Annotated in this window: 18 protein-coding genes; 3 read left to right on the forward strand and 15 right to left on the reverse strand. The window is 66.2% G+C overall.

Features of this window, described 5'->3' with window-relative positions; all coding sequences use genetic code 11:
• Positions 1-25: 25 nt before the first annotated feature.
• The 8 genes from J0I42_RS03895 to J0I42_RS03930 form a co-directional block, all read right to left on the reverse strand.
• On the reverse strand, positions 26-748 hold the full coding sequence (locus J0I42_RS03895; RefSeq protein ID WP_291652976.1) for an NUDIX hydrolase: 723 nt from the start codon (positions 746-748) through the stop codon (positions 26-28).
• Positions 745-1,644, reverse strand: coding sequence for a PhzF family phenazine biosynthesis protein (locus tag J0I42_RS03900; RefSeq protein ID WP_291652977.1), 900 nt, complete (start codon positions 1,642-1,644; stop codon positions 745-747). The genes J0I42_RS03895 and J0I42_RS03900 overlap by 4 nt, the downstream gene beginning before the upstream one ends.
• Positions 1,645-1,648: 4 nt before the next feature.
• Positions 1,649-2,764 (reverse strand): endonuclease/exonuclease/phosphatase family protein, encoded by a 1,116-nt coding sequence (locus J0I42_RS03905; RefSeq protein WP_291652978.1) that lies wholly within the window; start codon positions 2,762-2,764, stop codon positions 1,649-1,651.
• A 10-nt stretch (positions 2,765-2,774) separates the two neighbouring features.
• On the reverse strand, positions 2,775-3,623 hold the full coding sequence (pdxY, locus tag J0I42_RS03910; protein ID WP_291652979.1) for a pyridoxal kinase PdxY: 849 nt from the start codon (positions 3,621-3,623) through the stop codon (positions 2,775-2,777).
• A 104-nt stretch (positions 3,624-3,727) separates the two neighbouring features.
• Complete coding sequence (locus J0I42_RS03915) at positions 3,728-4,807, reverse strand: sensor histidine kinase (protein WP_291652980.1); 1,080 nt, start codon at positions 4,805-4,807, stop codon at positions 3,728-3,730.
• Between the two features lie 88 nt (positions 4,808-4,895).
• Positions 4,896-5,927 carry an ABC transporter substrate-binding protein gene (locus J0I42_RS03920; RefSeq protein ID WP_291652981.1) on the reverse strand — a complete coding sequence of 344 codons (1,032 nt, stop codon included), beginning with the start codon at positions 5,925-5,927 and terminating at the stop codon, positions 4,896-4,898.
• 90 nt (positions 5,928-6,017) lie between these two features.
• Positions 6,018-6,809, reverse strand: coding sequence for an ABC transporter permease (locus J0I42_RS03925; protein ID WP_291652983.1), 792 nt, complete (start codon positions 6,807-6,809; stop codon positions 6,018-6,020).
• Positions 6,806-7,684 carry an ABC transporter ATP-binding protein gene (locus J0I42_RS03930; protein ID WP_291652985.1) on the reverse strand — a complete coding sequence of 293 codons (879 nt, stop codon included), beginning with the start codon at positions 7,682-7,684 and terminating at the stop codon, positions 6,806-6,808. Before J0I42_RS03930 ends, J0I42_RS03925 begins: the two co-directional genes overlap by 4 nt.
• 188 nt (positions 7,685-7,872) lie before the next feature.
• On the opposite strand from J0I42_RS03930, the gene J0I42_RS03935 reads away from it, so the two are divergent.
• Positions 7,873-8,397 (forward strand): DedA family protein, encoded by a 525-nt coding sequence (locus J0I42_RS03935; RefSeq protein ID WP_291652987.1) that lies wholly within the window; start codon positions 7,873-7,875, stop codon positions 8,395-8,397.
• A gap of 211 nt (positions 8,398-8,608) precedes the next feature.
• Positions 8,609-8,992, forward strand: coding sequence for a ComEA family DNA-binding protein (locus tag J0I42_RS03940; RefSeq protein WP_291652990.1), 384 nt, complete (start codon positions 8,609-8,611; stop codon positions 8,990-8,992).
• Between the two features lie 220 nt (positions 8,993-9,212).
• Here J0I42_RS03940 and J0I42_RS03945 read toward each other — a convergent pair whose 3' ends face one another.
• The 3 genes from J0I42_RS03945 to J0I42_RS03955 all read right to left on the reverse strand — a co-directional run bounded on the left by J0I42_RS03945 (position 9,213) and on the right by J0I42_RS03955 (position 11,386).
• Complete coding sequence (locus tag J0I42_RS03945) at positions 9,213-9,443, reverse strand: hypothetical protein (protein ID WP_291652992.1); 231 nt, start codon at positions 9,441-9,443, stop codon at positions 9,213-9,215.
• A gap of 243 nt (positions 9,444-9,686) precedes the next feature.
• Entirely contained in the window at positions 9,687-10,706 is a 1,020-nt protein-coding gene (gene ilvC / locus J0I42_RS03950) for a ketol-acid reductoisomerase (protein WP_137879603.1), read from the reverse strand.
• Positions 10,707-10,720: 14 nt separating this feature from the next.
• Positions 10,721-11,386, reverse strand: coding sequence for a TetR/AcrR family transcriptional regulator C-terminal domain-containing protein (locus J0I42_RS03955; RefSeq protein ID WP_291652997.1), 666 nt, complete (start codon positions 11,384-11,386; stop codon positions 10,721-10,723).
• A 143-nt stretch (positions 11,387-11,529) separates the two neighbouring features.
• Here J0I42_RS03955 and J0I42_RS03960 point away from each other — a divergent pair, with 143 nt between their 5' ends.
• Positions 11,530-12,075: a DUF924 family protein gene (locus J0I42_RS03960; protein WP_291652998.1), complete on the forward strand. Its 546-nt coding sequence runs from the start codon at positions 11,530-11,532 to the stop codon at positions 12,073-12,075.
• A 3-nt stretch (positions 12,076-12,078) separates the two neighbouring features.
• Here the strand turns inward: J0I42_RS03960 and J0I42_RS03965 are convergent, their stop codons facing one another.
• From J0I42_RS03965 to J0I42_RS03980, 4 genes are read right to left on the reverse strand one after another with little or no spacing between them, the layout of a single operon-like run.
• Positions 12,079-12,300, reverse strand: a complete 222-nt coding sequence (locus J0I42_RS03965) for a hypothetical protein (protein ID WP_291653001.1) — start codon at positions 12,298-12,300, stop codon at positions 12,079-12,081.
• A gap of 4 nt (positions 12,301-12,304) precedes the next feature.
• Positions 12,305-12,847, reverse strand: a complete 543-nt coding sequence (gene ilvN / locus J0I42_RS03970; protein ID WP_291653004.1) for an acetolactate synthase small subunit — start codon at positions 12,845-12,847, stop codon at positions 12,305-12,307.
• A 58-nt stretch (positions 12,848-12,905) separates the two neighbouring features.
• Positions 12,906-13,583, reverse strand: coding sequence for a glutathione S-transferase family protein (locus J0I42_RS03975; RefSeq protein ID WP_291653006.1), 678 nt, complete (start codon positions 13,581-13,583; stop codon positions 12,906-12,908).
• Positions 13,580-14,290 (reverse strand): aspartate/glutamate racemase family protein, encoded by a 711-nt coding sequence (locus tag J0I42_RS03980; RefSeq protein WP_291653008.1) that lies wholly within the window; start codon positions 14,288-14,290, stop codon positions 13,580-13,582. The genes J0I42_RS03975 and J0I42_RS03980 overlap by 4 nt, the downstream gene beginning before the upstream one ends.
• Between the last annotated feature and the right edge of the window lie 137 nt (positions 14,291-14,427).

Consider the following 14,427-nt stretch of genomic DNA (forward strand, 5'->3'; position numbering starts at 1 on the left):
GGTTACTTTCGTGAAGCAGGCAGGGTCACTTGCCATCGAAGATATGTGCGAGATAGCGGCGCATGAAGGGCGGCATATCGTGCTTTTCGGTATCGGTGAGATCGCGCACGATGACGATGTCGGACAGCTCCTCCTCTTCGAGGTGCTTCATCCGCTCCAGCATCAGCGCGCGCGCCGTCTCGGCAGGAAGGTCGATCCGGACTTCGCGCATGAAGGCGACGCGTCCCTGTTCGATCAGCGCCGTCCAGCCATCACCCACCGCCAGTTCCTCGACCCGCAGGCCTGTCTCCTCCCCGAGCTCGCGGATGACACTGCCGCCGAGATCGAGCGTGCCGTCGGGGCGGGCGTCCTCGCGGTCGGGCGTGCCAGCGGCGAAATAGACCTTGCCGGCATTGGCGGTGTGATCGCCCATCTTCCCGCAGAGAAATGCGCCGTCATTGGCCCGCAGCGCCGCCATGGCGAAACCGTTGCGGATGGCGGCTCCGGGATGGCCGGCATCCCGCCATGTCAGGAAAGCCGCATAGTCCACTTCGAAATAGCCGGCCTCGAATACGCCGCCGCGGATCGTAGCCCGATGCTGCAGCATGACGCGGCCGTTGAACATCGCCGGCTTTTCGGCACGAATCTCCGCCCAATGCTCCGCGATCAGCGCGGCATTCTCGCGTGCGAAAGCCCAATCATAAGGCTCGATCTGGGCATCGACCCGTGACAGCCGGACGATCGCACCGTTCTCCACGCCCTCGCTCACAGCAGCACGCCCTCGCTGACCACGACCGCCGAACCACCGATGCGGGCAGAGACCAATGCGCCACCGCGCACGCTCAGCTCCAGCGTGATCTGCGACGGCCGGCCCATCTCGTAGCCCTGCTCGATGACGAGGCGGCGGTCGCCGTTCTCCGGCTTGTCGTAGGCCATGACCGCTCCGGCGAAAGCGGCAACGGCGCTGCCGGTCGCGGGATCCTCGCCGACACCGGCACCCGGCCAGAACATGCGGGCGTGGTAGTGATGACCGACTTCGGTGGTCTCGCGGCAATAGACGAAGACATTGCCGTTCGGCGCCGTAGCCATGACGCGCTCGAAAGCTCCCCCGACCCGCGCCCTGGCGACCGCTTCGCGGCTGGCGACAGGCACGATCGTATAAGCGACGCCGGCCGAGAAGGCGCTCGGGCGATGCGCGTCGAAGCCGAGATCAGCCGCAGCGAGGCCGAGCGCTTCCGCCAGTTGCGCATCCGAGACCGGCTGCGCGAGCTGTTCCGGCAGGCGCGGCAAGGTGAAGGTAGCGTGTCCGGCATGGCTGCCCTTGATCGAGACCGCGCAGGAGACCGGCCCGACCTTCTCCTCCAGCACCAGCATGTCGGCGGGCTTGCCCTCGGCCTCGTCGGTGAGGCCGAGCCAGACCGCGGCCCCCACCGTCGGATGGCCGGCGAAGGGCAGTTCTCCACCCGGCGTGAAGATGCGGACGGAAGCGCGGTGTTCCGGCTGCTCCGGCGGCGCGACGAAGACCGTTTCGGAGAGGTTGAATTCCCGGGCGATGGCCTGCATCGCCTCGGTGTCGAGCCCTTCCGACTGGAGCACGACCGCCAGCGGATTGCCGGCATGGCGGCGCGTGGTGAAGACGTCGAGTGTGACGAAGCGGCGTTTCATCGGGTCAGCCTTCGGGGATGTCGAGATCGATGGTGAGCGGACAATGGTCGGAGGCCTTGGGCCGGTCCCAGCCGACACGCGGATAGCGGTTCGCGCAGGTCGCGAGCTTCGCCATCGAGCGGTCCGGCTCACGCGGATCGAGCGGCACGCGATAGGGTAATCCGCGCCGGATCATCTGCATGGCGGGGTTCGGATTGGCGGCCGCGAGCGAAGGCGAGAGCAGGATGTGGTCGAGCGGCATATGGCTGTCGATCAGCCGCTCCTGGCTGTCGGACCAGTAGCGCCGGAAATGCGTCCAGCGCTCATGCGCCGGCAGCGTCGCCATCGGATCGACGGCGAAATCGTCGAGCAACGGCTCGATGCCGCTGTCACCCTCGTCGACGCGTTCGGCGCGCGGCCCGAGGCCGTAGCGATAGCCGTTGAGATCGCCGAGGACGATCCAGTTGGTCTCGCGCCAGCCGCCGCCGAACCGCTGCTGGATCAGCCAGCGTACGGCCCGCGCCTCGGCCCGGCGCACCGGAAGCGTCGCTGTGCGTCCGTCCTCGCGACCATTGTTCATCGACTTGAGATGGCAGCCGAACAGGCTGAGCCGCCGCCCCGCGAAGCTCAGCTCCACCTCCAGGCAGTCCCGGGCGAAGACCTTGCCATGCGGCCCGATGCCGAGCATGGCGAGCTCGCGGTCATGCACGCCGGCCTGTGCGAAGGTCAGGTCCTTGTGCGAGCGCACCGTGACCTGCCCCTGCCCGAACAGGTCGCGCCGCGCCGCGAAGCCGATATCGATATTGCGACGGTCATTGCCGTCGATCAGCGTGAAATGGCCGTAACGATGATCGGCGATGCGGTGGACATAATTGGCGAAGAAGGCTTGCAGGCTGGCGAGCGAATCGACCTCCTGCAGCATCCAGAGGTCGGCTTGCGCCTCGGCGATGGCGAGCGCCGTCATCTGGCGCTTGTCGTCCTCCAGTGCGACGGCGAGCGAGCGCTCCACAGCGTCGCGCTCGTCGGCGCGCGGGAAATGGAACAGCGACATCGCCGCCGCCGTCTCGGTTCGTCCGCCCGAATCGAAGCGGTGCCGCGTCAGCAGGTTCTCGACATTGAAGGTCCCGACGCGCAGCTTCATCGCGATCCGCTCAGATCGCCTGTGGCTCGAAAACCTGCGAGGGCGTGACGAACTCGTCCTGCGCCGCCACTGTCAGGATTTCGCGCGAGCCCGCCTCCTTGGTGCGTTTCAGGAGGCCGTAGACCGAAGATGCGGCCTTCGACAACGCCGCCGCCGCCGATTCCTCGCGCAGGTAGTGGGTGAAGAACAGCGCCCCGATCGCATCGCCCGCACCGTTGACGCTCACGTCGAGCTTCGGTGTGCGCACCCGCCAGCTTCCCTTCGCGTCGGCGGCCATCAGGTCGATCGAGTCGGCCGGCGTCTCGTCGGTATCGAGCGAGGTCACCATCACCACCTTCGGCCCGGCATCGCGCAGCGCCTCGACGGCGCGGTGGGCATCGGCGAGGGTCTTGATCTCGACATCGGTGAGCAGTTCCAGCTCGAACTGGTTGGGCGTCACGATGTCGGCCGCCGGCATTGCCTGCTCGCGCATGAATTCGGGGATGCCCGGCCGCACGAAGACGCCGCGCCCGACATCCCCGATCACCGGATCGCAGCAATAGAGCGCCCGGGGGTTGGCAGCGCGCACCCGCTCCACCGCCGAGAGGATGGCGTGACCGATATCGGCCGAGCCCATATAGCCGGAAATCACGCCGTCGCATTTGGCGAGCACCCCGCGCTCGGCGATACCCTCCATCACCTCGTCGATCATGCCGCCGTCGAAGACGCGGCCCTTCCAGTTGCCGTAGCCGGTATGGTTCGAGAACTGCACCGTATGGATCGGCCAGACATCGACACCGAGTCGCTGCATCGGGAAGACGGCGGAAGCGTTCCCGACATGGCCATAGGCGACATGGGACTGGATCGAGAGGATATTCATGATCTTAGGCAGAACCCGATTGGCGATGGGGCCGCGAACCTAACGGCTCCCGCGCTTGGCGCCAATCGAAAGCGGTGAAGCGATCCATCGCCTGCGCAGAACGGCTATTCCCGCGGCGCGACATGCGCCATCGTCGTGGTCAGGACGTAACGCAGCCCTTCCGGCCGGTAATCCAGTTCGACCTCGCCCTGGAATTTCTGCGCCATGACGCGCTCCACCAGGCGGGAGCCGAATCCCTGGCGCCGCGGCTTGATGACGGCAGGCCCGCCGCTCTCGATCCATTCGAAGCGGAACGCATCTTCGCTCTGCGGCCGGCCGACGGACCAGCGGATCGCGACCTCGCCCGTCTCGACCGAGAGGGCGCCGTATTTCACCGCGTTCGTCGCGAGTTCGTTGGCGGCCAGCGCCAGCGTCATCGCCTGATCGGCCGCCAGTTGCAGCGGCGGTCCCTCGATCCGGATCGTGCCGATATCCGAGCGGTGCGGGGCCAAGGCCCCGTCGATCACGGCGCGGATCGGCGCGCTGCTCCAGCTCGACCGGGTCAGGATGCTGTGCGCCTCGCCCAAGGTCGCGATGCGGTCGCTGAGAATCGACTGCGCCTCCTCCAGCGTCTCGGCCGAGCGGAAGGTCTGGCTGGCGATCGCGGCGATCATCGCGAGCGTATTCTTCATGCGATGAGCGAGCTCGGCATTGAGCAGGCGCCCATTGCGCTCCGCCTCCATCTTGCCGGTGGTCTCCATCACCGTGTCGATGATGCCGAGCACCTGGCCCGCCTCGTCGCGGATCGGGCTGTAGCAGAAGGTGAACCAGACCTGCTCCGGATGGCCGTAGCGGTCGATCGTCAGCGGGAAATCCTCGATGAAAATCGCCTCGCCGGCGAACGCGTTGTCGACGAACGGCCCGATATCGTCCCAGATTTCCGCCCAGACCTCGCGAAACGAACGGCCGAGCGCGCAGGGCTTGTCGCCGAGTATCGGCCGGAAGGCATCGTTGTGGATCGTGATCAGGCCGGCGCCCCAGGCGATGCACTTGGGAAAGCGCGAATTGACCATCATGCCGACGGCGATCTTCAGCGCTGCGGGCCAGCTGGCGATCGGCCCGAGCGGCGTCGCGCTCCAGTCGTAGTCGCGGATGGCGGCGGCCATATCGCCGCCGCCATCCAGAAAGGCTGTTTCGCCGCTCACGTTGTTCCCCCAGCGCGAATCCGCACAGCATGCACGGAACGCAGGATGGGCGCGACGTCAAAAGACAAGCCGGCGTTTGCGCCCACGATCAGGAGCCGGAGGCGGCCTTCTTGGCGAAGCTGTCGATGAAGGTCTTCGACAGGTCGACATTCGAGTTGGTCAGCTCCGGATCGAGCAGTTTGAGCGAATCGTACATGCTCTTCATCGCGTCGGGCGTCGCGATACCGGTGCGCGAATAGCTCTCCTGCGAGTTCTTGACCGCGCGGATATAGAGCGCCTTGTCGCCGAGCAGATACTCTTCCGGCACCAGCGCCGCGACATCCTCGGGCTTCGCCGTCTCGAGCCACTTCAGCGACTTCATCAGGGCATTGACCAGCTTCTGGGTCGTGACCGGATTCTTCTCGGCGAAGTCGTTCTTGAGGTAGAGCACGGCCGCCGGGTTCGAGCCGCCGAACAGGGCCTTGGTGCCGGCCTCGGTGCGGGTATCGATCACCGAGACGATGTCGCCGTCGGCCTCGAGCTTCGAGGTGACCGGGTCGAGGTGCGAGATCACGTCGACCTGCTTCTGCTTGATCGCCGCGACCGCGCTGGCACCGGCGCCGACACCGATGATCGCCGCATCCGTCGCCTTCAGCCCGGCCTTGACCATGGCATATTGCGCCGTCAGAGCCGTCGAGGAGCCGGGCGCGGTGACGCCGATCTTGAGTCCCTTGAAATCGGCGGCCGATTTCACCTTGTCGGCGAGGTCCTTGCGGACGGCGATGGTGATCGCCGGGAAGCGGCCGAGTTCGATCACGGCGCGGATGTCCTGCCCCTTCGCCTGCATGCGGATCGTGTGCTCATAGGCACCCGTGACGACATCGACCGAGCCGCCGACCAGCGCCTGCAGCGACTTGGCGCCACCGCCGAAGTCGTTGATCTCGACATCGAGCCCCTGATCCTTGAAGTAGCCCTTCTTCTCCGCGACCGTGAGCGGGAGATAATAAAGGAGCTGCTTGCCGCCGACGCCGAGGGTGAGCTTCGGCTTCTCGGCATTCTGGGCGAGCGCGGCGTCCGGCGCGGCGCCGAGCGCGGTCGAAAGAGCGAGCGCAGCCAGCGCGCCGCGGCGGGTGAAGATCATGGCGAAACCTCCGGTTGAATGAAAAAAGCGCTTCTGCGGGGCGCCTGTCGGGTAACGATAGGCGAGTTCCGCTGACCCCGGCAACTCGCCTTACGTCGTGGTCGTCGAGCTTTGGCCGGGACGCCAGACCAGAAGCCGCTTCTCGACCACCGTCACCAGCGAGTCGATGGCGATGACGAAGATCGCGAGGATCAGCATGCCCGCGAAGACGCCGGTGACGTCGAACACGCTCTCGGCCTCATGGATCTTGTAGCCGAGCCCCGCGGACGAGCCGAGATATTCGCCGACGACCGCGCCGACCAGCGCGAAGCCGACCGACGTATGCAGGCTGGAGAACATCCAGGTCAGCGCGGACGGCCAGTAGACATGCTTGAAGAGCTGGCGCTCGTTCATGCCGAGCATGCGCGCATTGGCCAGGATCGTCGGCGAGACCTCGCGCACGCCCTGGTACACGTTGAAGAACACGATGAAGAAGACCAGCGTGAAGCCGAGCGCGACCTTCGACCAGATCCCCAAGCCGAACCAGAGCGCGAAGATCGGCGCCAGCACGACGCGCGGCAGGGCGTTCGCCGCCTTGATATAGGGATCGAACACCGCCGAGAGCAGCTCGCGCCGGGCGAAGGCGAAACCGAACAGGACGCCGGCCAATGAGCCGATGACGAAAGCGAGCACCGTCTCGGTCAGCGTGATGCCGAGATGGTAGTAGATGTCCCCGCTGGTGAGCTGCTTGAAGGTGCGCGTCAGCACGGCGGCCGGGGTCGAGAAGAAGAACTGCAGCGTCTTGACGTCGCCGAACAGGCTCGTGGTCGTCACCACATGCCAGACGCCCAGGAAGACCAGCATCACCAGGATCTGGAGCGAAAGCAGCTTCATCCGCTTCATGACGCGTCTCCCCCGACGAGCTCGCGCCCCTCGCCCATCGCATAGGCCTTCTGCACCTCGACGCGCAGCGAGGCCCAGATATCGCGATGGATCTCGTGGAAGGCCTTCTCCAGCCGGATATCGGCGATGTCGCGCGGGCGCGGCAGGTCGACCTTGTAATCGGCGACGATCCCCGCCGCCGGCCCGGCCGACATCACCACGACCCGGTCGGAGAGCGCGATCGCCTCCTCGAGGTCATGGGTCACGAACATCAGTGCCTTGCGGTCGCGCGACCAGAGATCGAGCAGGAGATTGCCCATGATCTGCCGGGTCTGCGCGTCGAGCGGCCCGAAGGGCTCGTCCATCAGCAGGATCTCGGGGTTGCGGATAAGCATCTGCGCGAGGCTGACGCGCTTGCGCTGTCCGCCGGAAAGCATGTGCGGATAGCGGTCGACGAAGGTGCGCAAGCCGACGCGGGCGAGCCATTCGCGCGCCCGCTGGTCGGCCTCATGGCTTGGCACACCCATCGGCTCCAGCGCGACCTTGACGTTCTCCAGCGCCGTCTTCCACGGCATCAAGGCGTCCTGCTGGAAGAGATAGCCGGCGCGGCGATTGAGGCCTGAGAGCGGCTTGCCGAAGATGCCGACCGTGCCGGCCGAGGGCGCGAGCAGTCCCGCCGCCGCGTTCAGCAGCGTGGACTTGCCGCAGCCGGTCGGCCCGACGATCGAGACGAACTCGCCGGGATGGACCTCGAGATCGATGCCCTTCACCGCCTGATAGCGGCCGCCATCGGCGAGATGGAAGGTGATGTCGATGCCGCCGAGCGCAACTGCCGGATCGCCCGACGAAACCGGCCCAGTGCCCGCATCGGGATGCGGGCGATCCTGCAACTCCATGAAATCCGTTTCCCCGTCAGGCGCAGCGTTGGCGCCGGGCCGTCAGCTTTTCCGCGTTGCCGAAATTAATAGGCGATCATCCGGGGAAGGCAACGCCCGGCCCTGCCGCTGCCCGCCGCTTGCATCACACCTTCGACACGGCCATATGGCGGAACCGACCCGCCCCCGCCGGAGCCGAGCCGAACGCCATGGCCGAACTCGAACAAGCCATGAAGGCGCTCGTCGACTTCATGCAGGCCCATCAGCAATGGGCGATCCCGATCGTCTTCGCGGTCGCCTTCGCCGAATGCGTCGCGATTCTCTCCTGGCTGATTCCAGCCACGATGTTCTTCACCACCTTCGGCGCCGTTGCCGGTGCCTCGGGCCTCAATCTCGTGCCCTTGGCTCTCGCGGCCTCGTTCGGCGCCGGCAGCGGCTTCTGGGTCTCCTACTGGGCTGGGCTCCTGCTCGGGCCACGCGTCCATGACTACTGGCCATTCAAGAAGAACCCGCAACTGCTCGACCGCGGCCATGCCTTCTTCGAGAAATGGGGTATTGCCAGCATTCTCATCGGCCATTTCTTCGGGCCGCTGCGCGCCGTCATCGCCATCGTCGCCGGCATCGTCGCAATGCCATCCTGGCAGTTCCAGCTCGCCAACTGGCTGGCCTCCTTCGCCTGGGGCTTCGGCCTGCTATACGGCGTCGGCCGTATCAGCGAGTTCCTCGCCCGCTGAGCGCGTCGGAAACCTGACTGCCCGGTGAACGCGCCATTCGGAGAGCGTTCAAGCCGAAAGGCGCTTCCTTGCGTCGTCGCATCGCGGCACGTCCCCACGGCGAGCCCGGCGCGACACGCTGAACGGCCCCCGCGCCGCCGGCGTCATCCGGCGGAGGGACCCGGCCCCCGGCGGATGCGATGATCCGGGCCGACCCGCGAGGTCTTAAGTCATGACGATGTCTCGTTTCCTCATCCCCCTCGTCGCGCTTGCCGCCATGGGCGGCCAGGCCTTCGCCCAGACCGCGACGCAGGCCCCGGCCAAGCCTGCGGCCCCCGTCACCGCGCCTGCTGCGCCCGCCACGCAGGCCGCTCCTGCGGCGAAGCCCGCCGCCCCGGCCGCTGCCCAGCCCGCCGCGACCCAGGCGAAGAAGATCAACATCAATACCGCGACCGCCGCCGAGCTGGATACGCTCAAGGGCATTGGCGAAGCCCGCTCCAAGAAGATCATCGAGGAGCGCAGCAAGGCGAAATTCAAGGATTTTGCCGACCTCGTGAAACGCGGCACCCTGCCGTCCAATGTCGAGGCCGACATCAAGGACAAGATCACCTTCTGATCGGTCCTCCGACGCAAAAAGCCTCCGGCGCCAGACGCCGGAGGCTTCTTCGTTTCAGGTCTGTCGAGACGATGCCTCAGGCCAGGCCGAGAATCACCGCCAGCATCATTGCCAGCGACAGCGCCATCACGACGCGGATCGCCACCGGCGTTTCAAGAATGCGCAAAAGCTCCATCGCAGCCTCCCCTTCATCGGGCAAACACGAACGTCTCCGCAAAACTCAATAGACGAGCATCTCCACGCCAACCCATGCGATCATCGCCAGGACGAGACCGCCGATCAGCACCATCAGCACCGGCCGGCCGAGAAAGCCCTGCCGCGCCTCGATCGGCGTCTCGACAGCCGGATCGGCGTCGCTGTGGTCGTCGGCGCGCATCGGCGGAAGCGGATCGCCGCCACGGGCGTTCTCCAGATCCTCGACCGGCACCCTGGGTCGCGTATCGACCGTCATGACCGTCTCCTTGAGGTCTCGCAGGCCTTGTCGGGCCATGCACCGCAAAGAAAACGCCCGGGCCTTCGGAGGGTTCCCACCGGCGCCCAACGAAAACGGGCGACAGCCTTTCGGCCGCCGCCCGCAAACAGGAAAATCCACCGATATCAGTCGATTGCAAGACGTTCCGGAATCAGCTCCGCAACATCTTGAATCAATCTGGGAAGCCCGCGCCTGCCATGGCCGGCGCGGGCCTTTAGCGGCTCAGTTCTTGGTCTTGTCGACCAGGGCCTTGGCCTTGATCCACGGCATCATGTCGCGGAGCTTGGCGCCGACTTCCTCGATCGGATGAGCGGCGTAACGGGCGCGGGTCGCCTTGAACGAAGTCTGGTTGACCTTGTTCTCGAGCATCCAGTCGCGGGTGAACTTGCCCGACTGGATGTCGCTGAGCACGCGCTTCATCTCGGCCTTGGTCTCGGCGGTGATGATCCGCGGGCCGGTGACGTACTCGCCGTACTCGGCGGTGTTCGAGATCGAGTAGTTCATGTTGGCGATGCCGCCTTCGTAGATCAGGTCCACGATCAGCTTCACCTCGTGGAGGCACTCGAAATAGGCCATCTCGGGGGCGTAGCCGGCCTCGGTCAGCGTCTCGTAGCCGGCCTTGATCAGCTCGACCAGACCGCCGCAGAGCACGACCTGCTCGCCGAACAGATCGGTCTCGCACTCTTCCTTGAAGGTCGTCTCGATGATGCCGGCGCGGCCGCCGCCGTTGGCCGAGGCGTAGGACAGGCCGAGGTCATGGGCGTTGCCAGTGGCGTCCTGGTGGATCGCGATCAGGGTCGGCACGCCGCCGCCGCGCTGATACTCGGAACGGACGGTGTGGCCGGGGCCCTTCGGGGCGACCATCAGCACGTCGAGGTCCTTGCGCGGCTCGATCAGGTTGAAATGGACGTTGAGGCCGTGCGCGAACAGGAGAGCGGCGCCCTCCTTCATGTTGGCGTGCAGCTCGTCGCGATAGATGTCGCCCTGCAGCTCGTCCGGGGTCAGCATCATCATGATGTCCGAGACCTTGGCGGCCTCCGACGGGGTCATCACCTTGAAGCCGGCTTCCTCGGCCTTCTTGCGCGTGGCCGAGCCGGCCTTGAGCGCGATGATGATCTCCTTGACGCCGGAATCGCGCAGGTTGAGCGCGTGCGCATGGCCCTGCGAGCCGTAGCCGACGATGCAGACCTTCTTGCCCTTGATCAGGTTGATGTCGGCGTCACGATCGTAATAAACGCGCATGGGTGTCTCCTTTGTCACGCGTTGGTCTTGTCCCGGCCCGAGGCATGCAGCCCCGTGCCGTAGAGGGTGAGAAACTGCTCGGTCGCCCGCTCGGCATCGGCCGCGATCTCGGCCCGGCTCAGCGTCAGCGTGTCGCCGAGCAGCAGCCGGATCTGGACGTCGCGGCCGGCGAGGCCGAAGAAGGTGCGGAAGGCCGTCTCGGTATCGTCGAAGGCGAGCAGCCCCGCTTCGCGGCCGGCATCGAGCACCGGCTTCAGGCGCTCGCCGATGGCGAAGCGGCCATTGGCCAGCACGATCGAACCGAGATTGCCGTCACGCGAAGCCGCCTGGCTGATGCCGATGCGATTGAGCGCAATCGAGGTCGGCGAGGTGATCACCTCGAGCCAGTTCGCGGCAAAACCCTTCAGGCTCTCGCGCAAGGCACCGGCATCGAATGTCTGGCGCTCGTAATTGCCCGCCCTCACCTTCGAGGCCTGCCATTGCACGGTGGCGGTGAGCAGCCCGTCACGGTCGCCGAACCACTTGTAGAGCGTTTCCTTGGAGCAGCTCGCGCGCCGCGCGACCGCGGTCATGGTCAGGCCACTGCCCTTCTCGACCATCAGGCTCAGCACGGCATCGAGCACGGCCTGCTGGCGCGCGGTCAGCGCCTCGCCTTGCGTCTCTGCGGAGCCTTGCGTCATGGGGCGGAAACGATCCAGTACCGTACGTTACGGTTCAGGCATCTACCGTAGCCGCCCGCAGCCCGCAAGCGTTATTCGCGGCTGGCATACGGGCGAAGAAGAATTATCTCTCTGCCATCGGATTTCGAGGAACGGAGCCATTCATGACCCTGCCCAGCGCCAATGCCGTCGTCAGCTTCTGGCGCGCGGCCGGCCCCGAGAAATGGTTCGCCAAGCACGAGGCTTTCGACGCCGAGATCACCAGGCGCTTCCTGACCGCTCATGAAGCCGCGGCTGCCGGGAAGCTCGCGGAATGGGAGGAAACGCCGGAAGGAGTCTATGCGCTCTTGATCCTGCTCGACCAGTTTCCGCGCAACATGTTTCGCGGCAGCCCGCGTGCGTTCGCCACCGATGCGCAGGCGGTTGAAATTGCCGAGCGCGCGATCGCGAGAGGCTTCGACGAAGCCTATCAGCCGCCGGAGAAGCGCTTCTTCTACATGCCCTTCATGCATTCGGAGGAACTGCCGCATCAGGAGCGCTGCATTGCGCTCTGTGCGGCTTCCGACGATGCCGACGGTGTGAAATTCGCCGAGATCCACCGCGACATCATCCGCGATTTCGGCCGTTTTCCACATCGCAACCCGGTGCTCGGGCGCACGACCACGGCGCAGGAGCGTGCCTTCCTCGATGATGGCGGTTTCAGCGGCTGAGATTCAGCCGCCCTGCTGGCTCGCGATGCGCTGCAGGAAGACCGCGGCGACGGTCAAAAGGAAGCCGGCCCACCACAGCGGCGAACGCAGGCTCCTGCCGCTGCCCAGCGGTTCGGCCTCCTCCTTGCCGGAGAGGCGCATCACGATCGGCCACGCCAGGCAGCCGAAACCGACGATTCCGAGGAGCAGCGCGATCTGGCCGAGTGTTTCGGAGGTCAACGCCATACGATCACATCGAGTCCGGCCCACGGCTCATCGCGGCGATGCCGGTGCGCGAGACCTCGGTCAGCCCGACTGCCGTCATCGTCTTGATGAAGCGCTCGATTTCCTCGGTCGCGCCGGTCAGCTCGAAGACGAAGGAGGTCAGCGAGGCGTCGAGCACGCGCGCGCCGAAGGCCGAGGCGAGGCGCATCGCCTCGACGCGGTGATCGCCCTTGCCGACCACTTTGATCAGCGCGAGCTCGCGCTCGACCGCCTCGCCCTGCTCGGTCAGGTCGACGACGCGATGGACCGGCACGAGGCGATCGAGATGCGCCTTGATCTGGTCGATGACATTGGCCGTGCCGGAGGTCACCACCGTGATGCGCGAGAGATGCTTCTCATGCTCGGTCTCGGAGACGGTGAGGCTCTCGATATTGTAGCCGCGGCCCGAGAACAGCCCGGCGATGCGGGCAAGAACGCCCGGTTCGTTGTCGACGATCACCGCCAGCGTGTGCCGCGCGGTCGGCTGGGCCTTGGGAGCATTCGGGTAATGGGTAGCGGGCTTCGACATGGCGGACCTGTGAGGCGGGTTGGAGCGATTGAAGTCTGGGTGATTGGAACGGTCGGGCTCAGCGGAGATTGACGAGAGCAGGCTCGTCGACCTCGTCCTGCGCGACGATCCAGGGCTCTGCCAGCGCTGCGGCGAGCCATTCGCGATAGGCCGGCAGTGCGAGCACGGCCTGCATGTAGTCCCGCGAAACAGGATCGACGGCGATGCCATAGGTATCGAGCCGCGTGACGACCGGCGCGAACATCGCGTCGGCCGCCGAAAAGGCCCCGTAGAGGAACGGCCCGCCGGCGCCGAAACGCGCGCGCGCCTGCCGCCACAGGCTGGTCAGGCGCTCCACGTCACGGGCCACACCCGGCCCACGATCGCGGGCTGCGAACCGCTTGCCGAGATTCATCGGGCAGGCGCCGCGCAGCGCCGTGAAGCCCGCATGCATCTCACTGGCGATGGCGCGCGCATGGGCGCGAGCCGCCTTGTCGCGCGGCCAGATGCCCGCCTGTGGCTGCGTGTCGTGGAGGTATTCGCAGATCGCCAGCGTCTCCCAGACGGCGATCTCGCCATCGACCAGCGTCGGCACAGTGCCGCCGCTGCCGGGAGCCGTCGCGAAGATCGCCTCCTTGAAACCGGGCTCGTCGAGCGGAACGAGCTGTTCGGTAAAGGCGATGCCGCTCGCGCGCATCAGCAGCCAGGCCCTCAGCGACCAGGACGAATAGCATTTGTTGCCGATCAGAAGCTTCATGCCGCCACAGCCTCCCATTCGTCGACGAAATCGAGCGCCGCTGCCGCATGCAGCGCGGTCGTGTCGAATACCGGCACGGTAACATCGTCCTGCGACAGCAGCAGGCCGATCTCGGTGCAGCCGAGGATGACCCCGTCGGCGCCCTCCTCCGCGACGGCCCGTGCGACGATGGTGCGGTAGCGCTCGCGCGATGCCGGCTCGATCCGCCCCCGGCACAGCTCTTCATAGATGATGCGATGAACCACGTCGCGCTCCTGCGGCTGCGGGACCAGCGTCTCGACGCCGAAGGCTTTCAGCCGGTCGCGGTAGAAGCCCTGCTCCATGGTGAAGCGGGTCGCCAGCAGCAGGGGGCGGCGCGAGGACGACGCCAGCACCCCTCGCGCCGTCACGTCGGCGAGATGCAGGAAGGGCAGCTTGGTCGCGGGAATGATCTGATCGGCAACCTTGTGCATCGTGTTGGTGCAGAGCAGGAGGCACGAGGCGCCACCTTGTTCGAGGCGGCGTGCGCTCGCGGCCAGCGCCGCCCCGGCTGCGGCCCAGTCGCCCTTGGCCTGCATTTCCGCGATCGGCGCGAAATCGACCGAATGCAGCAGCACGTCGGCGGAGTGCAGCCCGCCCGAGCGCGCTCGCAGACCCTCGTTGAGGAGGCGGTAATAGACCGCGGTCGACTCCCAGCTCATCCCGCCGATCAGACCGATGGTGGCCATGGTGCTTTCCTTCAATCGTACCCTCGGCCCTCATCCTTCGGGAGCGGGCGAAGCCGGCTTCCGAAGGATGGTCCAGATGCCTTCCCCGCCCGTTGGATCATCCGTCGAGACGCCGCCGGTGCGGCTCCTGAGGATGA

This window comes from Allobosea sp., assembly GCF_017308015.1.
Taxonomy (GTDB): Bacteria; Pseudomonadota; Alphaproteobacteria; order Rhizobiales; family Beijerinckiaceae; genus Allobosea.